The organism is Variovorax paradoxus (assembly GCF_024734665.1).
Taxonomy (GTDB): Bacteria; Pseudomonadota; Gammaproteobacteria; order Burkholderiales; family Burkholderiaceae_C; genus Variovorax.
Genome location: NZ_CP102931.1, coordinates 4,500,102 through 4,519,421, shown reverse-complemented (window position 1 = coordinate 4,519,421; position 19,320 = coordinate 4,500,102). Strand labels below are relative to the sequence as shown.

The window sequence follows — 19,320 nt, the reverse complement described above, 5'->3', positions numbered from 1 at the left end:
GTTCGTCTGGCATGACCGGTGCCGGCTCATGCGGCACCGAGTTCACGTTTATTCAGTTTTTGAAGGGCATACAAGGCATCGAGGGCCTCGCGCGGGCTCATGGTGTCGGGGTCGAGCGCGGCCAGCGCGGATTCTACGGCGCTGGCCAGCGGTGTCTCGGCCACTGGAGGCGGTGCAAACAGGTCGACTTGTGCACGAGTTTGCGCATGCTGCGATTCAAGCGCCTCCAGCGCCTGCCGCGCGTGGTTGACCACCGCCACGGGCATACCGGCGAGCCGCGCCACCTGGATGCCGTAGCTCTTGCTGGCCGGTCCGGGCTGCATTTCGTGCAGGAACACGATGTCGCGGCCAGCCTCGGTCGCGCTCACGTGCATGTTCACCGCGCCGTGGTGCGTGGCCGGAAACTCGGTCAGCTCGAAATAGTGCGTGGCGAACAGCGTGAAGGCCTTGCTGCGGTCGTGCAGTTGGGCCGCGATGCCGGCGGCCAGCGCCAGCCCGTCGAAGGTGCTGGTGCCGCGGCCGATCTCATCCATCAGCACCAGCGACTGCGCGGTGGCGCTGTGCAGGATTTGCGCGGCCTCGGTCATCTCGAGCATGAAGGTCGACTGCGCATTGGCCAGGTCGTCCGCCGCGCCGATGCGGGTGTGGATGGCGTCGATCGGCCCGAGCCGGCAGGCCGCCGCCGGCACGTGCGAGCCGATGGAGGCCAGCAGCACGATGATGGCCACCTGCCGCATGTACGTCGACTTACCGCCCATGTTGGGACCGGTGATGACCTGCATGCGCTGCTGCGGCCCGAGTTGCGTGTCGTTGGCGATGAAACCGCCCGACGACTTCTCGGCCAGCCGCGCTTCCACCACCGGGTGGCGGCCCTGCTGTATCTCGATGCAGGGGTGCGCCACGAAGCTCGGTGCGCGCCAGTGCAGCGTGTGCGAGCGCTCGGCCAGCGCGCACAGCGCGTCGAGCGTGGCGATGCCGCCGGCCAGCTGCGTGAGCGCGGGCACAGAGGGCTGCAGCGCGTCGAGCAGTTGTTCGTACAGCCACTTCTCGCGGGCCAGCGCGCGGTCTTGTGCGCTCAGGGCCTTGTCCTCGAAGGCTTTCAGCTCCGGCGTGATGAAGCGCTCGGCATTCTTCAGCGTCTGGCGGCGGCGGTAGTTGTCGGGCACCTTCGAGAGCGCGCTTTGCGTCACCTCGATGTAGAAGCCATGCACGCGGTTGAACTGCACCCGCAGGTTGCTGATGCCGGTGCGCTCGCGTTCGCTGATTTCGAGCTTCAGCAGGAAGTCGTCGCAGTTCTCGCTGATGGCGCGCAGCTCGTCGAGTTCGGCGTCGTGGCCGGTGGCAATCACGCCGCCGTCGCGCACCAGCGCCGACGGGTCGGGCTTGATGGCGCTGGTCAGCAGGTCGGCGCAGCCGGGCGGCGGGGCCAGGCGTTCGGTGATCTGTGCCAGCAGTGCAGCGGCGCCAGGCAGCAGGGGCGCAAGCTGCTCCGCTTTCGATAGCGCCAGTCGCAGCGCCAGCAGTTCGCGCGGGCGCACCTGCCGCAGCGCGATGCGGGCGGCGATGCGTTCCACGTCGCTCGTGTTCTTGAGCTGCTCGCGCAGCGTGCGCCACGGCGCGGCAGTGCCGCCAAGCATGGTCGACTGCAGGGCGCCGATGGCTTCGAGCCGGGCCTGCGCTTCGGAGCGGTCGCGCCGGGGCGAGAGCAGCCAGCGCTTCAGCAGGCGGCTACCCATGCCCGTCACGCAGGTGTCGAGCAGCGAGAACATCGTGGGCGAGTCTTCGCCGCGCAGCGTCTGCACCAGTTCGAGGTTGCGGCGCGTGGTGGGCGGCAGCTCGATCAGGTCGCCGTCGCGCTCGACCGACAGGCGCTGCACGTGCGAAAGCGCGCGGCCCTGGGTGTGCTCGGCATAGCCCAGCAGCGCGGCGGCTGCGGCATGTGCGTTGGTCAGCGATTCGGCGTTCCAGGCGGCGAGGCTGTTGCTGCCCATCTGCTCGGCCAGCTTGCGCTCGCCCAGGCCGCCGTCGAATTGCCACGCCGGGCGAATTGACAGCGTGAAGGGCGTGGCGCTGCGCGCGGCTTTCAGGCGCTGCTCGAAGGCCGGCGTTACTTCGGCGCTGTACAGTAGTTCGCTGGGCGCGATGCGGGCGATCCAGGCTTCGAGCGCGTCGGCTGGGCATTCAGCCAGCCGCAGTTCGGCGCCGGTCACGCTGAGCCACGCCAGCCCGCAGAAATTGCGCGAGCCCGCATGCACCGCGAGCAGCAGCGACTCGCTCTTGTCGTTCAGCAGCTCGGAGTCGGTCAGCGTACCGGGGGTGACCACGCGAACCACCTTGCGCTCGACCGGGCCCTTGCTGGCGCCGACTTCGCCCACCTGCTCGCAGATGGCGACAGATTCGCCCAGCTTGATGAGGCGGCCGAGGTAGGTGTCGACCGCATGGAAGGGCACGCCGCACATCACCACCGGCTGGCCGGCCGACTGGCCGCGCTGGGTGAGCGTGATGTCGAGCAGGCGCGCGGCCTTTTCGGCGTCGGCCCAGAAGAGTTCGTAGAAATCGCCCATCCGGTAGAACAGCAGGGTGTCCGGATGGTCCGCTTTGAGGCCTAGATATTGGGCCATCATCGGGGTGTGCCCGAGCGTTGCTTCTGCCCCGCCAGGGGATGCCGTCGATTTATCCTTCGAATTCAATGATTTCGCCTTGTGTCTGTGTCGGGGTATCCGAGCGAGCCTTGGCTCGGATTATCTTGTATGGGACATCCGCAAGGCGCCGGCCGGGCCTGTACCCACCACTCTAAAATCCCCCGGCGCGACCCCCGCGTGAAGAACAAACAAGGCGCCCATGGCCCAGCTGGATGATTTCAAAGGCCCTGAAGCGAACGCGGCTGCGCTGCCCGGCAGCGCCACCTTGCCCGCAGAGCTTGCCGCGCTGTATCTGTGCATAACACCGGCCCAGCTTGCGGAGCTGCGAAAGGCGAAACGGCCCGAGGGGCGCGCGGGCCACAGCCCGTCTGTCATCAGGCCAGTGGAAGGCGGCGCAGCGGGGCCCAAGGACCCGGCGCTCTACAACTTGGGCACCTTGCGCGATTTTGCGAAAGCGCACGCCGCTCCATCCGCCTTCGACACCGCGGCCAGCACCGGCATGCTGGGTTGGGTGTCGGCGAAGCTGCCTTTCTTCGCGGAACTCGAACCCCGCATCAAGCGCGGCAAGCGCGTGATCATCGGCGGTGCCTGGGACCGGACCGACCCCCTGCGCGAGGCGCGCTTCGTCGATCTCGCGAAAGGCCGCATCCGATTCGCATCGCTGACCTGCTCCGAAGCTGCGGCCAGCCTGTGGGCCGATGTTGCGAGCCATTCCGCGCTGGCCGAAAAGGGGCTCGCGCTGCTCAGGAGCGAAACGCAAGCCATCGAGGCTTCGCTGGCGGCCACCGCCCAACTGGCCGCAACTTCGAATTCCAACGCGACGACCTGATCGACGTCCAGATTGAACATGGAAGAGTACCGATGCTGATCAATTGCGTGGCGTATGAAAACGGCGCCAAGCTCGCCGACATCTCGGTCGAGGCCATCAGCGACTACATCGGCCGGCCGGGCTGCTTCGTCTGGGTGGCGCTGAGCGACGCCTCGCCGGAGGAACTGAGCGTGATGCAGCACGAATTCGGCCTGCACCCGCTCGCGGTGGAAGACGCCCGCAACGGCCACCAGCGGCCGAAGATGGAGGAATACGGCGACTCGCTCTTCGTCGTCATGCACATGGTCGAGCCATCGCCCGAGGGCGAGCACTGCACGAACGTGGGCGAGGTCGACGTGTTCGTCGGCAGCAACTACGTGCTGTCGGTACGCAACCGGAGCAAGCAGGGCTTTCTGGGCGTGCGCGAGCGCTGCGAGCGCGAGCCGGACCTGCTGCGCAACGGCGCGGGCTTCGTGCTGTATGCGTTGATGGACGCGGTGGTCGACCGCTACTTTCCGGTGATCGACGCGCTGGAGGACGAGCTCGAAGCCATCGAGCAGCAGCTTTTCGGCCAGGGCGGCGCGGCGCGCGACAAGATCAAGCAGCTCTACGACCTGAAGCGGCGCAGCATGATCCTCAAGCGCGCGGTGGCACCGCTGCTGGAGGCCTCGGGAAAGATGCACGGCGGGCGCGTGCCGCAGATCTGCATGAGCTCGCAGGAGTACTTTCGCGACGTGGGCGACCACCTGGGGCGCATCAACGGCTCGATCGACGCGATGCGCGACACCATCGGCACGGCGATCCAGGTGAACCTGTCGATGGTCACCATCGAGGAGAGCGAAGTCACCAAGCGCCTCGCGGCCTGGGCCAGCATCTTCGCGGTGTGCACCGCCTTTGCCGGCATCTGGGGCATGAACTTCGAGAACATGCCGGAGCTGAAATTCCGCTATGGCTATGCGGTGGCGCTGGGGCTGATCGTCAGCACCTGCGGCTATCTCTACTACCGCTTCAGGCGCGCCGGCTGGCTGTGAGTGTGGGGAGGCTGGCTTGCTAAGTCTCAAATAATAAACATGTAGATAATCAAGTCCCTTATGAAAAGGGACTTCACCCAGCGTTTCGGTTTCCTCCTCAAGAGCGTGGGCAAGCTCTATAGCGAAGAGTTCGATCGCCTCGCGCGTGCGCGCATCGGCCTCACCAGCGCCCAGTTCCGCCTGCTTGGCGCGCTGGCCATGCACGATGACGAGCAGCCGCTGTCGCAGGCCGAACTCGCGCAGCGCCTCGACCTGACCCCGATGGCCGTCGCCGGCCTGTGCGACCGCATGGCCGCAGCCGGCTGGATTCGCCGCGAGCCCAGCCTCACGGACCGCCGAGTCAACAAGATCCACCTGGAGCCCAGCGCCGAGGACGCGCTCGACACCGCCCTGAGCATCAGCGACGGGCTCAACGACCGGGTGATGGCGGTGCTGTCGCAGGCAGAGCGGGTGCAGTTGCTGGGCATGCTCGCCAGGGTGCGCGGCAGCCTGATGGAGATCACCTCGGGCGGGGAGCCCAAGCCATGAGCGTCGCCCCCGGAACCAAGGTGCCGCACCGCGGCATGATCACCGTCTCGATCATGCTGGCGACCATCATGCAGGCGCTGGACACCACGATTGCCAACGTCGCCTTGCCCCACATGCAGGGCAGCCTGCAGGCCTCTCAGGACCAGATCACCTGGGTGCTCACCTCGTACATCGTGGCCTCGGCCATCGCGCTGCCGCTGACCGGCTGGCTGTGCGGCCACTGGGGACGGCGGCGCGTTTTCATCATCTCGGTGATCGGCTTCACAGTGGCCTCGGCGCTGTGCGGGCTTGCGACCTCGCTGGTCGGCATCGTGGCCGCGCGGCTGCTGCAGGGCATCTTCGGTGCGGCGCTGGTGCCGCTGTCGCAGGCGGTGCTGCTCGACATCAACCCGCGCGAGAAAGTCGGTCAGGCAATGGCGATCTGGGGCGCGGGCATCATGGTCGGGCCCATCCTCGGGCCGCTGCTGGGCGGCTGGCTCACCGAGAACTTCGACTGGCGCTGGGTGTTCTTCATCAACCTGCCGGTGGGCATCTTCGCCTTCTGGGGCATCGCGCGCTACCTGCCCGAGAGCCGGCCGCAGGGCGAGAAGCTCGACATCTTCGGCTTCGTGACGCTGAGCCTGGCCATCGGCATGCTGCAGCTGTTTCTCGACCGCGGCGAGCAGCTCGACTGGTTCGACTCGTGGGAGATCAAGCTCGAAGCCGCCGCCGCGCTGGTGGCTTTCGGCTTCTTCGTGGTCCACACGTGGACGGTGCAGGGCGTGTCTTTCTTCGACCGCGACTTGCTGAAAGACCGCAACTTCGTCACCGGCCTGTTGTTCGCGTTCATCGTCGGCATGATTTTGTTCGCGACGATGGCGCTGCTGCCCAACTTCCTGCAGGGGTTGATGGGCTATCCGGTGGTCTACACGGGCGAGGTAACGGCGCCGCGGGGCGTCGGCACGATGATCGCGATGATCATCGTGGGGCGGCTGGTGCAGAAGGTGGACGTGCGCGCGATCATGGCTGTGGGCTTCGGCCTCACGGCGTTCTCGCTCTACCAGATGACGCGGCTCACGCTGCAGATGGACAGCACGCTGATCATCGTCTCGGGCTTCATCCAGGGCCTGGGCATCGGCTTCACCTTCGTGCCGCTGTCGACCGCGACCTTCGCCACGCTGGCGCCGCGGCTGCGCAACCAGGGCACGCCCATCTTCAGCCTGCTGCGCAACATCGGCAGCAGCGTGGGCATCTCGATCGTGCAGGCGCTGCTGACCGAAGGCTCGAGCAAGGCGCATGCGCAGATCGCGTCGACCGTGGTGCCGGGCAACACCGCGCTGTCGACGCTGCCGCAGATGATGTCGCCCGACACGATGACGGGGCTGGCGCTGCTGAATGCGGAGGTGACGCGGCAGGGCGCGCTGATCGGCTACCTGGACGACTTCGCGATCATGATGATCATCACGGTGCTGGCGATTCCGCTGCTGTTGCTGATCAAGAGTCCGAGGCGCAGTGCGGCAGCGTCAGGGCCTGCTGAAGTGCCGCACTGAAGAGACCCGTTACTCGTCGTGCGTGTCGTGCGTGGCCACGGCGCCGCGGCGCCAGTAGCCCGAGGCCCGCGTCCACTTCGGGTTCGCGCCGCGCTCGCCCACCAGGTGCGCGCGCAGCGCCTTGGCGATGGCCGATTCGCAACCCACCCACGCATGGAAGTCGCCGGCCGGTAGCTGCATGGCCTTCAGGGTGTCGAGCAGCACGGGGCTCAGGCCCGGCTCAACGCCGCGGCGGTGAACCCATTTCAGCGTGAGTTCGGCCTGTGTGTCGAGCGGAATCTCGTCGGCTTCGCTGTCGACTTCCGCCAGCACCACCGCGCGCGATCCGGCCGGCAGTTCGGCCAGGCGACGCGAGATGGCGGGCAGGGCGGTGTCGTCGCCGATCAGCAGGTGCCAGTCGAACTCGGTCGGCACGATGAACGAGCCGCGCGGACCGCCCACACCGACGACGTCGCCGGGCTTGGCCTGCTCGGCCCACTGCGTGGCGGGGCCGGCTTCGTGCAGCGCGAAGTCGATTTCGAGCGTGCCGGCCTTGGCGTCGTGGCGGCGCGGCGTGTAGTCGCGCATGGTCGGGCGGCCGCTTGCGGGCCACACCGGGCCTTCGGGGCCGGCGGTGGGCAGCGTGAGCTTGCCGGTGGTGGCATCGGGAAAGAAGATCTTCGCGTGGTCGTCGAAGCCGGGGCTGGTGAAGCCCGCGAGGTCGTCGCCCGTGAGAGTAATGCGGATCAGGTGCGGCGTCACTCGCTGCGCGGTTTTCACCGTGAGCTGGCGAAAGCGCAGGTCGTGGCGCACCCGGCGCGGCGTGCGGTCGGGGGTGGTGGAAGCAGATGAAGTACTGAAGTCAGTCATTGCAGAAGTCCTGGGTGAGCAGGGCGGGTTGAGATGGGGGTCAGATCTTTTCGATCTGTTGCGCGGCGCTGTCGAGCACCGCGGCAAAGTCGTGGGCCTGCTGCTCGGTCAGCACGCCAGACAGGCGCATGCGCATTGCGAGCTTGAGGTTCTCGATGGCGCGCGTGACTTGCGGCGGGCGTCCGCCGCGGGGGCCGGCGCCGTCGACGCCGCCGCTCATGCGGGCCATCATGGCGTCGGCCATCTCGCGATTGGCCGTGAGGAATTCCTGGCCGCTGGCCGTGATGCTGTAGCGCTTGCGGCCGCTGCCGTCGGCGGTTTCCACGCTGAGGTAGCCCATTTCCTCGAGCAGCGTGAGGGTGGGGTAGACCACGCCGGGGCTCGGCGCATAGCTGCCGCCCAGGCGGTCTTCGATGGCCTTGATCAGTTCGTAGCCGTGGGCCGGCTTGTCGGCGATGAGCTGCAGCAGCACGAAGCGCAGGCCGCCATGGCCGAACACGCGTCCACCGCCGCGTCCGCCACGGTGTCCGCGGCCGCCGGAAAGGCCGTCTTCATGTTCGCCGCGGGCGGTGCGGCAGTGGTGATGGTTGAGATGGAAATGTCTCACGGTGGGTATCCTTTGTGATGTATATCGGAATTATTTTAGATATATCTAAAATAAAGTCAAATCGATACGCACCGGGATACCCGGCACGGGTGTCAGGCAGCGCCGGCCCGGTGCTCCTGCAAGTGCGCCAGCGTCAGTGCCTCGCCGATGTGCGACATCTGCACGGCGGCGGCTTCGGCGGAGCCTTCCGCAGCATCGACCACGCGCTCGAACATCTCCATTTCGTAAGTGGTCACCGCTGCGGCCCAGTCGTCCTGCGCGGCAAGCAGGGCCGCCAGCTCGGCGGCATCGCGCATGGCGGCGTTCACGCCTTCGCCGCCGAATGGCGACATCACGTGCGCCGCATCGCCGAGCAGAGTCAGCCCGCGTCGGGGCGCCCAGCAATGACCGACTGGCAGCGCGTGGATGAGGCGGGGAACGAACTGGTCGTTGCTCACCCGGAAGAGGTCGGTGACGGCATCGGCATAGCCCGAGAACTCCGCGAGCAGGGCGCTGCGCACCGCCGCGGGCGACGAGAAGTCGAAGCGCTTCACTGCCCAGTCTGCCGGCACGCGGAAGATCGCGTAGCCACGGATATGCGCGTTGCCGTTGCGCTGCGCGATGATTTCCTTTCCGTCGCCTTGCACGTCCAGCTTGCCCCGGCCGACGAGCTGCGCGACGGCCGGATGGCTGCGGTCGACGTCGTCGATGCCGAACTCGATGAAGGTCAGGCCGCTGTACTGCGGCTTGTAGGGCGACAGCAGCGGCCGCACACGCGACCACGCGCCGTCCGCGCCGACGACCAGGTCGAACGGGCCTGCCTCGCCGCCGTCGGCGAACGAGAGGTTCCAGCGCCCGCCTTCCTGCAGCCGCATGTCGCTGAGCGCACGGCCCCACTGCACGCAGCCGGCCGGCAGCGATGCCAGCAGCATGTCGCGCAGCGCGGTGCGGTCGACCTCGGGACGGTTGCCGGCGGAGGCGTCGGGCTCCTCGAACAGCACGTGGCCGGTCTTGTCGAGCAGTCGCGAGCCCTGGTCGTCGTAGCGTGCGATGCGCTGGAACTCGCTGTCGAGCGCGGCACGTTGCACGGCCAGCTGGCCGGAGTCTTCGTGCAGGTCGAGCGTGCCGCCTTGGGGCCGCGCGAGCGGGCCCTCTTCGCGTTCGAACACGGTGGCATGAATGCCGGACAGATGAAGGATGCGTGCCAGAGTGAGTCCGCCAGGACCGGCGCCGACGATGGCAATGCGTAGATTGGTATTGGTGTGCATTCGGATTGCTTCACAATAAAGGATAGGTTCCTATTCATATTAGCATAGGAGGCTATGTAGATAGAATACGAGACATGACCGACACCGAGACACCCAATCCCCTGAAACTCATCGGCCGCGTGACGCGCGGCTTCACCCGCATTGCCGACGTGGGGGTCCGTGAACTCGGCTTTGCCTTGGGTCAGCTGCCGGTGCTGGTGTCGCTCAAGAAAAGCAAGGCGCTGTCGCAAGCCGAGCTCGCGCGCATCGCGCAGGTGGAGCAACCCAGCATGGCGCAGCTGCTGGCCCGCATGGAGCGCGACGGCCTGGTCGAGCGCGTGCCCGACCCCGTGGACAAGCGTAGCCGCCTGATCTCGCTGACCCCACTGGCCGCCAGGCGCCTGCCCAAGGCCAAGGCCGTGATGGATGCGCACACGCAAGAGGCGCTGGCCGGCTTCTCCCCGGAAGAGGTCGAGCAGTTGACGGCGCTGCTGGTGCGGCTCAACGCGAACGTCGAGCGCATGGGCGGAGGCTAGCGAGTAGCGGTGACAGGCGCGTTCTTCTGGTCCGCGTCTGTCAGCGTGCGCAAAAACGCCGCCACATCGCGAATCTCCGCTTCGGTCAGCGCCGGCTTGTCGCCGGGCTTCTGCCCGAAGGGCGCATCGGTGTTGATGTTGGTGTGGTACTGCGGCGGCAGGTCGTCGTACTGCTGCACGATGCCTTTGGCCGAACGCGCATACCAGCGCTGCGGCGTGGTGTCGCGCTGCGCGTAGAAGCGGATGGCTTCTTCCAGCGAGTGGAACACCCCGTTGTGGAAGAAGCTCTGCCGCACCGCCACGTTGCGCAGCGTGGGCGTGCGGAACAGGCCGCAGTATTCGGGGTGGTCCTTCATGTCGGTGCGGTACGGGCCGCACAGGCCGAGGTCGTAGAACGCCGGGTCGGCATTCGCCTTGAGCTTGCGATTGCGCGGCACGGCCAGCGCGATCAAGCCGAAGTCAGTGAAGAGCGGGAACGCGCCGTCCTGCGTGCGTACGCTGATGTGGCACGAGGCGCAGTTGCCCTTGTTCTCGTCGTTGAAGAGCCGCAGCCCGCGCGCCTCGGCCACGCTGAGCTTAGCCTGGCCGCGCAGCACCGCGTCGTACTTGCTCGTGAATGGATAAAAGTCTTTCGGCGACTGCTGGAACACCTCCAGCGCAAGGCCCGCAGCCTTGAAGGCGGCGTCCGGGTTCTTGAACACGTCGTCGCCGAAGGCCTTGCGCAGTTCATCGGCGTAGGCCGCGCGCTCGAGCTTGGCCGCCACTTCCGCCACCGATGCATTGCCCATCTCGGCGGGCGAGAGCAGCGGCATGCCAGCCTGCTCGTGCGCGGAGCCGGCGCGGCCGTCCCACATGTGGCCGCCGGTGGGGCCGGCGTCGATGCTGTCGTCGCCGTCGTTGTCGTGGTGGTGCTCGGTAAAGGCGATGAGCGTTTCCAGGTAGCGCAGCGAGGGCGCGGCGCGCGGGCCTTCCTGCTTGCCGTCGGCGCCGCCGAGCTGCACCGACAGCGCATTGGGCGGCCCCCAGGCGTGCTGCGGATCGTGGCAGCTCGCACACGAAGCCTTGCCCGTGGCCGAGAGGTTGCCGTCGAAGAAGATGCGCCGGCCGATTTCAGTGAGTTGTGCGGCGCTGGGCTGCGGGCGGCCGGGCACGGGGGCGTAGGTGGCGCCGACGTAGGCGGGCTGCGCAGGGGGCGCTACGGGGGCCGGCGTTGGTGCGGCTTGGGGGGGCGGTACCGGCGTCGATGCAGTCAGCGATGCGGGCGCATCGCGGCCACAGGCGGCAAGCACGCCACACAGCAAGGCAGCCGCGGCAAGCACGGCCAGTCGGCGAAGAGAGCGCGTCGTCGGGGGCACGTGGAGAAAGGATGGGCGGACGCAACCGCAAGGCAACCGGCGAGGATCGGTTTCGCACATGTCAGCGGCGTGACATTTGGCGGAGATTTCTTAGCCCTGAATTAGCAAGCCCGGTGTACGACGAATTGCAACATGGCTGTCACGCGTCACGCCGAGCATCACGGCGCCCGGCCGCCGGTCTGGTTCATCCACACCTCATAACTCCACTCATGATGAATTCACTCCAACGTAGCAGCGCGTCTTTGCGCGGACGCAAACTTGTGCGTCACATCACCCCCTGGCCGACAGCCATTGCGGCGGCGGCGATGGTCGTGGCCTGCGGCGGTTCCGGCAGCAGCCCGGGCTTCTTCGGATTCCCTTCCGGCGGCACCAGCACGACGAGCACTTCCGGCGTTGTCACCGGCAGCTACTACCGCAACGCCAAGGTCTGCATCGACACCAACAACAACGGTCGCTGTGACAGCGGTGAACTCGCCACCACCACCGATGCCAATGGCGCCTTCACGCTCTCCGGCCAAGGCGCCGTGGTGGCCGAGATCGGCACGTCGAGCAAGCGTTTCGACCCCACGACCAATGCCGAGACCGCCGTCACGCAGCCGCTGGTGTTCCGCGCACCGGCCGCAGCCAACGGCGTGGTGAGCGCCATCACCACCGAACTGGTAGCGCTGATGGATGCCAACGGCGGCAACCTCGCCGCCGCGCGCACCGCGCTGGCCGCACGCCTGGGCGTGAGCGAAGCCCAACTGCTGGCCGACCACAACAAGATCACCGACGCCGGCATCAAGACCGCGCTGCAAAACGAGATCGACCAGGCCATCGAGCGCATCGCCGAAGCGGTGGCCGAGGCCGGTGTCGGCGGCGACGTGATCGCTGCGCTGCGCAACCGCTTCGCGCTCGACCAGATCACCAACGTCGTCGTCATCTACGCGGAAAACCGCGGCTTCGACAATCTGTACGGCCTGTTTCCCGGCGCCAACGGCATTCCGGGCGTGAACCCGACTTCGCTGACCAAAGCGCCGGAACCGCAGAAGGACTTCGACGGCTCGACGCTGCCGACCCTGCCGCCTGTGTGGGGCGGTGTCACCGCAGCCGGCCAGACCACCACGGTCACGCAGGCGCAGACCGTGGGCATGCCCAACCAGATGTTCCAGATCGACGCCGAGGCGGGCTTCTACAACACCACCACCGTGGTCAACCAGACCGTCATCTCGCGCGACCTGGTTCATCGCTTCTACAACAACCAGATGCAGATCAACGGCGGCAAGAACGACAAGTTCGCCGCCTACTCGGATGCCGGCGGCCTGAGCATGGGCTACTACGACGGCAACAAGATGAAGCTGTGGCAAGTGGCCAAGCAATACACGCTGGCCGACAACTTCTTCATGGGCGCATTCGGCGGTTCGTTCCTGAACCACCAGTACCTCGTATGCGCCTGCGCGCCGCTGTACCCCAACGCAGATGCTGCCTCGTCACCCGCCAAGGCCAGCATCTCGGCCATCGACACCGACGGCGCCGACAACTTCGTGCGCCTCACGCCCGCCGCGGGTGCGTCGACCTCGGTGCTCAGCGCCGCGCCCACGTACCTGAACGACAACACGCTGACGCCGAAGGACGCTGCCGGCAACTTCTACGCGGTCAACACCATGCAGCCGCCATACCAGCCCAGCAACAACGCCCCAGCGGCCGGCGACACCAGCAAGCTCTTCGCCGACCCGACCAAGGCCAACACGCTGCCAGCGCAGACGCAGGCCACCATCGGCGACTTGCTCACCGCCAAGGGCCTGACTTGGGCCTGGTACAGCGGTGCGTGGAAGGACACCACGGCCATCGCAACGGGCAGCCGCGTCTTCCCGGCAGCAGTGCCGCCGGCCGCGCAGACGCCGAACTTCCAGTTCCACCACCAGCCGTTCAACTACTACGCCGCGTTCGACCCGAGCGCCCACCCCGATGCGCGCGCCACGCACCTGAAGGACTTCGATGCTGATTTCCTGAAGGACGCCGCCGCCGGCACGCTGCCCGCCGTGAGCTTCTACAAGCCGCAGGGCAACCTGAACCAGCACGCCGGCTACGCGAGCGTGGCCGACGGCGACGCGCACATTGCCGACGTCATCGCCAAGCTGCAGGCCAGCCCGCAGTGGAAGAACATGCTCGTGGTCGTCACGTACGACGAAAACGGCGGCTTCTACGACCACGCGACCGTGCCAAAGGGCGACCGTTGGGGCCCCGGCACGCGCATTCCGGCGCTCATCATCTCGCCGTTCGCGAAGAAGGGCTTCGTCGACAAGACCCAGTACGACACCGCCTCCACGCTGCGCTTCATCACGCACCGCTGGTCGCTGCCGCCGCTGAAGGGCCTTGTCGAGCGTGACGCTGCGCTCGTGAAGAACGGCAGCCATCCGATGGGCGACCTGACCGCAGCGCTCGACTTCTCCCAGAAGCCCTGAACTCAGGCGTTGCTCTGAAGCGAAAGGGAGGAGGGCGTGCAGCCCGCCTCCCTTTTTTTTATTTGCCGGCTGCTGTCGCCGCCGGCACGGGCAGACGCAGGTGCAGGCAGGTTTCTCCGGGCTTGGAGCGCACCGTGAGTGCGCCACCCAGCGCGGCGGCGCGCGTGTGCATGTTCGTCAGCCCCTTGCCAGCGAACTTGGCTTCTGCATCGAAGCCGCGGCCGTTATCGCGCAATTCGATCTCGATGATCTCGCCATCTGCGCCATCAGCAGGCACCAGCCTCGCATCGAGGCTGGCCCGCGTCGCCTGCGCGTGCGCCATCAGATTGGCGAAGGCCTCGAACAGCAGCATCTGCGTCTGGTGGGACTCGCGCGCACTCCAACCCGTCATCAGCGGCAGGGGCCCCACATCCCAGTGCAGTTCGATGCCGGCAGCCTGCAGGCGCGGCCCCAGGCGGTAGCGCACGCTGCCCAGCGCCGAGGCCACGTCGCCCTCGCAGCCGTGCATGGCGTCCACTGTGAGCTTGAGCTGGTCCACCGCGTCGCGCAGGTGCAGCGCCACATCGTCGAGTGCTGTTCCCGGTTGCTGGGTCATCTGCAGCAGCCCGACCAGCTGCCCACCGAGACCATCGTGCAGGTCTTGCGTCAGGCGCTGGCGTTCTTCCAGCGCGCCGCGCGCTTTTTCTCCTTCCCGCTCGCGCGCGAAGGAGGCTTCCAGGGCGGCGTTGCGCTCTGCGAGCTCAGCTTCCAGCGAGGCGTTCATTGCCGCCATCGCCCGGGCGTCCTTGCGCATGCGCTCGGCGATGACCCATGCCAGCGTGATCGCGAAGCCAACCCAGGCGAAGCGGATCCACGGCACCATCGCGTAAGCCTCTGGCGAGGTGCGCATCACCCAGACGTCGCGCGCGCCGCACAACACGACCAGCACCACGGCCACGCCCAGCACGCGGTGTTCCAGCACGGCACTGCGCAGCGCCACGCGCACCACGACGACCATCATTGCCAGCGCGGCCAGCAGGCTCAGCAACCGCCACAGCGGCATCAGCCACAGCAAAGGCACCATGATGCCCAGTACGGCCGCAACCGGTGCCAGCCAGGCCATCAGGCCCAGGAGGCGTGCCAGGCGGGTGTCGTCGCGTCCCACCACGGCCAGGGCGAAGCGGCACAGCAGCGGCACCGCCGCCTGGAACGCGGCCAGCGGCAGCACGCCCCACCAGGGCCAGGGCAGCGGCACATGCGTGAACAGCACGCGCGCCGTCTGCACCGACCACAACAACTCTCCCAGGCCGTAGTAGAGATAGATCGGTTCGCGCTGTCGCAGCCATACCAGCAGCGACAGCGCCCCCAGCACGCCACTCACGATGGCAATGAAGCGTCCGCCGCTGACATGCCAGAACAGGGCGTCTTCGTACAACGGAAGAACCTCGGCCTTGCTGCCGACCACCACCGGCGACAGCCCTCCCTGCCTCGCAGCCTGCGCCGCGATGACGACTTCAACGCGATGCGGCGCCGTCGAGCCCGAGGCCGGCAGCACGAAGTACTGCGGCGCAACGGAGGCATCGTCGTAGGGGCCTGGCGGGAAGGCGCCGAATCGGGCCAGTTCCTGGCCGTTCACGAGCACACGAAAACTGTTGCCCAGGCGCGGCACGAACAACGCCAGCGGTGCGACAGGGTCGGCCACCGGTATGTCGAACGCGAACCGCGCCTCGCCGTCGACTGCGCCTTGCCGCTGATCCCAGTCATAGGGCAGTGCGACGGTCTGCGGCTGCGGTGCCTGTGCTGCAGCCTGGCCACGCAAGGTAAGCGTGAGCTGCGCCTGCTCGATGAGCGTGACGGCCCGCGAAGGAGCGCTCCATCCGGCTCCCAACACCGCGAGCATCAACAACAGCAGTGCCCTCATGCTTTCGCCCCGATGAGCGGATCCAGCTCCGCGCGCAGCCGCCTTATGGCAACTTCATGCCGCAGCGTCTGCGCCCCGCGCCCGTAGGTGCCGGCCTTGCGGATCAGCCGCAGCTGCTCGCGCTGCAGTTGCGTCTTCAGGCGCCTTGCTTTCCAGCCGAAGGTCCATCCCATCTCTCTACGGACCTTGTATCGCTGCATGGGCGCGCCCAGGCGAACCCATTCGTCGTCGCGAATCAGCTCGCGCTCCGGCACGAACCAGGCCGCGAGGGCATGCAGGTAAGTGCCGTTCTCGCGAACGGCAACCCGCCAGAAGAGCCCTGTCGCAATGACAACGGGAATGCCCTTGACGACCAGCAGCACAGCCATCTCGCCGTATCCGCCATCGAAGAGGTCTTCCAGAAACGGCGCGTTCCACACGAAGTGCATGGCCCACGCGAGGCCGAAGCACAGCAGAGCGCAGGCAACCCGCATCACCATCGGCCGCTCCGGGTGGAGCAGGAACCACGCAACCCCGAAGGAGGCGATCGTCGTGTAGGCCGCGTGGCTCCACAGCCCGCTCAGAAGCCCGCGCGTCAGCAGGTTCAGAAGCACCGGATACACCTGGTTTTCGAGCGGAAAGTGCATGGACGAGTTGACGGTGTAGCTCAGGTTTTCGATCACCTGAAAACCCAGCCCCGCCATGGCACCGACGATCAGCACCGACAGGTAGGTCTGAAACTGGTTGCGCGCGACCAGCACCAGCAGGATGACGCCGGCAAGCTTCAAAAATTCTTCCGTGATCGGCCCCGCAATTGCCGCTCCCCAGACCGCGACGAACTCCGGCGACACCAGCTTCGCACACAGGCTCTGAATGGCGATGTTGGCCGGCGCAGCGAAATACACCGCGCCCATTCCGCCCCACGCAAAGGCCAGCACATAAGCCTCTGGCGGATGCTGCTCGAGCAAGTCCAGCGTGCGAAAGGCCTGAAAGAAAGCCAGGGAGTAGAGCCCCCACACCAGCAGCCCCAGAAACGCGGTAACTGGCACCACGCGGAACCCCATCGAGAACATGTTGACCGTGTAGAACAGCCCGTTGACGATCAGCGCCGTCAGCACCCAGAACGCGGCGCGCTGCGGCTGGAAGAATGAATCGGTGCCAACCGGCCAGCCCGCGTCGCCCTGCTCGAAGACGGGCGAGCTCATTGCGGCGCCTCCAGGTCCATCGAGTCCAGCATGCGCCGCGCTTCCGTCAGCGCATCGTCCATGCCGTCGTTGGAGCCGTAGAAATCGATCTGCACCAGCGACTTGCGCCGCAGGTCGACCACCTGCCAGAACCGGCCGGCCAGCTTCGAGCCGTAATAAGCGAAAGTCTTGCCCTGCAAGCCCCAGGAAGTGACGAAGTCGGACACGTCGCCCTCGATGCTCAGGCGCTGGCCGCGCTCCATCAGCCGCTGCTGCCGTATCAGGGGGCCGTCGGGCCCGCCGACCCACGGGCCCGTGGTCACCAGAAACTTGTGGCCGCCTTTGAACAGCATCAGCGACTTGCCTGCCTTCGAGCGCGACACATCCATCTCCCATCCGTCGGCGGGAATGAACCGGGCCTGGCCGACATCTATCGTCTCCCCCACGGGCAACGGCCTGCTGCCCGAGGTACGGCGGTCCCAGAAAGTCAGTCCGCCCACGTAGACGGCAATGGCGAGAAGCACCGCGAGCGCGCCCGGCCAGGTGCGATACGGTATTCGGCGTGAGGGCTCGTTCATCCTTTGATCCTGCCATACGATCGCGTCTGCCCCGGTGGGCGCGGCAAGCGATGCGGCATACTCCCACCCCCCCCTCAAACTCACCAGAATTCCACTGAATGGACAAGGAAGTCGAACCCCACGTACTCGCCGTCATCGACGAAATGCGGCTCAAAGGACCACGGCTCACGCCGGTCGAGATCGTCGCCAAGATGGGTGTGTTCGACGCGCGGGACAAGCCATTCGACCACGCCTGGCTGGCGACCGGCGACAACGTCATTGCCACCATCTGGGGCGAGTTCGTGAGTGTCGGTTCGGGCGGGCGATGGTTCTGCATCGAGTCGCTCGATACGCAGCATCGCGTTGGCGGCGGCCCGCGCAACGCGCAGCAGGTGCAGCGCGCCAAGGACCGGCTCGCATTGCTCAAGCGCACCTTCGATGCAGGCCAGGGCTTCCGCGCCGTGCTGCAGACCAACCGCATCGCCATCGCCGAGCTGGAGAGCAACAAGGACGCCAAGGTTTCCACCCGCGTGCGCGACGACGACGAATGGCACGTTGCCACCTGGGAGCCTGAGAAAAAGCTCGCGGTGCTGGTGCGCGGCTCGCGCGGCTGGGTGCCAACGGAGGCCGACCTGCAAGCCGCGAAGGCGCGAGGCAGCGTGCCGAAGGTGGCCGAGCCCGCAGCAGCAGTCGCAACCGGCCAGGCTTCGCCCGAAGAAGTGCACGCAGCCGCCATCGAGTACGTGACGAAGCACTTCACCGGCTACGGCTACAAGGCCGAGAACGTGATCGCCCAGAACATCGGCTTCGACCTCGAGGTCTCGAACGCCAAGGGCCAGACGCTCCTGCGCGTCGTGGTGAAGGGCACGGCGCCCGGGGTGCCCAGCTTCAAGCTCAGCAGCGAAGAGAGCGCTTGTTCTGTGCGTGAGCCGCTGTGGCGGCTGCTGGTTGTGACGGATGCGGGCAGCGGGGTGGCGCAGCACAAGATCTACAAGCCGAACGAGATCAGTTCGGCGCCGGGTTACGACCCGTCGTAAACAAATGGCGCGCAGCCTTGGCGCTGTGCGATGTCTGGATTCATCCGCGTCAGGTGCTCACTTGCCATACGCCCTATTCGTGCAGGACAACCATTCCCATATGGTTGGTTCCTGCGATCGGCTGGACCCAAGCAGTGGCTGCCCAGCGTGCAGCGTTTGTGGGTACCGCGTAGACCCCGACTACACCGCATCGAACTTCAAGCTGAAGCAAAAGCGATACGACATATCGTGTTGCTACGACGGTGCAGTCATCGTGAGCAAGAAGTTCAAAAGCACCTTTGCATATCTCGATGATCGGCTGCTCAGGTTCGAACCGCTGAGAAGCACTCCAGACTTCTTTCATTTGAAGTGTCGATCGCCCGTGTCGCTCGACCATGAAGCAATGGGAACCGAAAGGAAGAGGCGCTGCAAAGCCTGCGATCGATATCGTGACGTCGCAGGATTCAAACAAATCGTTCTCAGCCGGCCGGGCGAATTTCCAGCCGATGGCTTCGCGTTCTCGGATTGCTACTTCGGGTCCAACAACGAAGCCGCACCGCTCCTTATTGCGGGCGAGCAGGCAGTGGCGCTAATCAAGGACGACCGCATAAGAGGCGTAGCCTCCTATGAGGCGATTGGCGCCTGACTAGCCCACGCGAGCCTCGCGCCAGAACTCCGCTATCCCGCCGCCACGATCACATGCGCTTGAATCTTGCCGGCCATCTTGCTGGTGCCGATGGGCGGTGTGTTGCATCAGGACTGCTCGGGCATGCTGGGCCACTTGCTGTACGCAAGCCACCAGAGCACGCCGATATTCACCAGAGGGATGAGGAACAGGATCGCCATGATGCCGGGGTGGCCTGTGCGCGCGACGATCCGCCAAAGCGGTACTCCAAATATCACTACCGTGGTCAGGAGGATGAGCCAGTGCTCCATCGAAAAACTACCCATCTTCATTCGCTCCTTGCGCGCTGAATCGCCAATGCTGGCAGGCAGGCACCGCCAGACTCAAAGACCGTTGGCCTCGCCACCGGGCAGATCGAAGGAGTCGGGCCTCGGGAATCTCTTGTCGGGCTTGGGAACTGCGCGCCTGTGAATGGATGCGAAGCTCGCGCAGCAAGCCGCCCCG

17 protein-coding genes are annotated in these 19,320 nt (G+C 66.4%); 8 read left to right on the top strand and 9 right to left on the bottom strand.

The genetic code is table 11. The annotated features are described in order from the left end of the window. Positions 1 to 26: 26 nt before the first annotated feature. Complete coding sequence (gene mutS, locus NWF24_RS21335) at positions 27 to 2,624, bottom strand: DNA mismatch repair protein MutS (RefSeq protein WP_258350269.1); 2,598 nt, start codon at positions 2,622 to 2,624, stop codon at positions 27 to 29. A 217-nt stretch (positions 2,625 to 2,841) separates the two neighbouring features. On the opposite strand from mutS, the gene NWF24_RS21330 reads away from it, so the two are divergent. Genes NWF24_RS21330 through NWF24_RS21315 form a run of 4 tightly spaced genes read left to right on the top strand, consistent with a single transcriptional unit; the run spans position 2,842 to position 6,538 of the window. After that, the gene (locus NWF24_RS21330; RefSeq protein ID WP_258350268.1) at positions 2,842 to 3,471 is read left to right on the top strand and encodes a hypothetical protein; all 630 of its coding nucleotides are present in this window, start codon (positions 2,842 to 2,844) and stop codon (positions 3,469 to 3,471) included. 32 nt (positions 3,472 to 3,503) lie between these two features. Further along, complete coding sequence (locus tag NWF24_RS21325) at positions 3,504 to 4,481, top strand: magnesium and cobalt transport protein CorA (protein ID WP_258350267.1); 978 nt, start codon at positions 3,504 to 3,506, stop codon at positions 4,479 to 4,481. A gap of 60 nt (positions 4,482 to 4,541) precedes the next feature. Then, on the top strand, positions 4,542 to 5,009 hold the full coding sequence (locus NWF24_RS21320; protein ID WP_258350266.1) for a MarR family winged helix-turn-helix transcriptional regulator: 468 nt from the start codon (positions 4,542 to 4,544) through the stop codon (positions 5,007 to 5,009). Beyond that, entirely contained in the window at positions 5,006 to 6,538 is a 1,533-nt protein-coding gene (locus NWF24_RS21315; protein WP_258350265.1) for a DHA2 family efflux MFS transporter permease subunit, read from the top strand. The genes NWF24_RS21320 and NWF24_RS21315 overlap by 4 nt, the downstream gene beginning before the upstream one ends. A gap of 9 nt (positions 6,539 to 6,547) precedes the next feature. Here NWF24_RS21315 and NWF24_RS21310 read toward each other — a convergent pair whose 3' ends face one another. The 3 genes from NWF24_RS21310 to NWF24_RS21300 form a co-directional block, all read right to left on the bottom strand. Continuing rightward, entirely contained in the window at positions 6,548 to 7,387 is an 840-nt protein-coding gene (locus NWF24_RS21310; protein WP_258350264.1) for a siderophore-interacting protein, read from the bottom strand. A 40-nt stretch (positions 7,388 to 7,427) separates the two neighbouring features. Continuing rightward, positions 7,428 to 7,994, bottom strand: a complete 567-nt coding sequence (locus tag NWF24_RS21305; RefSeq protein WP_258350263.1) for a PadR family transcriptional regulator — start codon at positions 7,992 to 7,994, stop codon at positions 7,428 to 7,430. Positions 7,995 to 8,086: 92 nt separating this feature from the next. Next, entirely contained in the window at positions 8,087 to 9,241 is a 1,155-nt protein-coding gene (locus NWF24_RS21300; protein ID WP_258350262.1) for an FAD-dependent oxidoreductase, read from the bottom strand. Between the two features lie 74 nt (positions 9,242 to 9,315). Here NWF24_RS21300 and NWF24_RS21295 point away from each other — a divergent pair, with 74 nt between their 5' ends. Continuing rightward, positions 9,316 to 9,756: a MarR family winged helix-turn-helix transcriptional regulator gene (locus NWF24_RS21295; RefSeq protein ID WP_258350261.1), complete on the top strand. Its 441-nt coding sequence runs from the start codon at positions 9,316 to 9,318 to the stop codon at positions 9,754 to 9,756. On the opposite strand, the gene NWF24_RS21290 is transcribed toward NWF24_RS21295, so the two are convergent. Further along, complete coding sequence (locus NWF24_RS21290; protein ID WP_258350260.1) at positions 9,753 to 11,111, bottom strand: cytochrome-c peroxidase; 1,359 nt, start codon at positions 11,109 to 11,111, stop codon at positions 9,753 to 9,755. The genes NWF24_RS21295 and NWF24_RS21290 overlap by 4 nt on opposite strands. Before the next feature lie 305 nt (positions 11,112 to 11,416). On the opposite strand from NWF24_RS21290, the gene acpA reads away from it, so the two are divergent. Continuing rightward, positions 11,417 to 13,555, top strand: coding sequence for an acid phosphatase (gene acpA, locus NWF24_RS21285; RefSeq protein ID WP_258355333.1), 2,139 nt, complete (start codon positions 11,417 to 11,419; stop codon positions 13,553 to 13,555). A 58-nt stretch (positions 13,556 to 13,613) separates the two neighbouring features. On the opposite strand, the gene NWF24_RS21280 is transcribed toward acpA, so the two are convergent. The 3 genes from NWF24_RS21280 to NWF24_RS21270 are packed head-to-tail and all read right to left on the bottom strand — an operon-like array spanning position 13,614 to position 17,196. Next, positions 13,614 to 15,455 (bottom strand): sensor histidine kinase, encoded by a 1,842-nt coding sequence (locus tag NWF24_RS21280; RefSeq protein WP_258350259.1) that lies wholly within the window; start codon positions 15,453 to 15,455, stop codon positions 13,614 to 13,616. Then, positions 15,452 to 16,639 carry a PrsW family intramembrane metalloprotease gene (locus NWF24_RS21275; RefSeq protein ID WP_258350258.1) on the bottom strand — a complete coding sequence of 396 codons (1,188 nt, stop codon included), beginning with the start codon at positions 16,637 to 16,639 and terminating at the stop codon, positions 15,452 to 15,454. The genes NWF24_RS21280 and NWF24_RS21275 overlap by 4 nt, the downstream gene beginning before the upstream one ends. Then, entirely contained in the window at positions 16,636 to 17,196 is a 561-nt protein-coding gene (locus NWF24_RS21270) for a hypothetical protein (RefSeq protein ID WP_258350257.1), read from the bottom strand. The genes NWF24_RS21275 and NWF24_RS21270 overlap by 4 nt, the downstream gene beginning before the upstream one ends. Before the next feature lie 98 nt (positions 17,197 to 17,294). On the opposite strand from NWF24_RS21270, the gene NWF24_RS21265 reads away from it, so the two are divergent. Then, positions 17,295 to 18,212: a hypothetical protein gene (locus tag NWF24_RS21265; RefSeq protein ID WP_258350256.1), complete on the top strand. Its 918-nt coding sequence runs from the start codon at positions 17,295 to 17,297 to the stop codon at positions 18,210 to 18,212. A 253-nt stretch (positions 18,213 to 18,465) separates the two neighbouring features. After that, positions 18,466 to 18,837 (top strand): hypothetical protein, encoded by a 372-nt coding sequence (locus NWF24_RS21260; protein ID WP_258350255.1) that lies wholly within the window; start codon positions 18,466 to 18,468, stop codon positions 18,835 to 18,837. Positions 18,838 to 18,944: 107 nt separating this feature from the next. On the opposite strand, the gene NWF24_RS21255 is transcribed toward NWF24_RS21260, so the two are convergent. Beyond that, complete coding sequence (locus tag NWF24_RS21255; protein WP_258350254.1) at positions 18,945 to 19,142, bottom strand: hypothetical protein; 198 nt, start codon at positions 19,140 to 19,142, stop codon at positions 18,945 to 18,947. Positions 19,143 to 19,320: the final 178 nt, after the last annotated feature.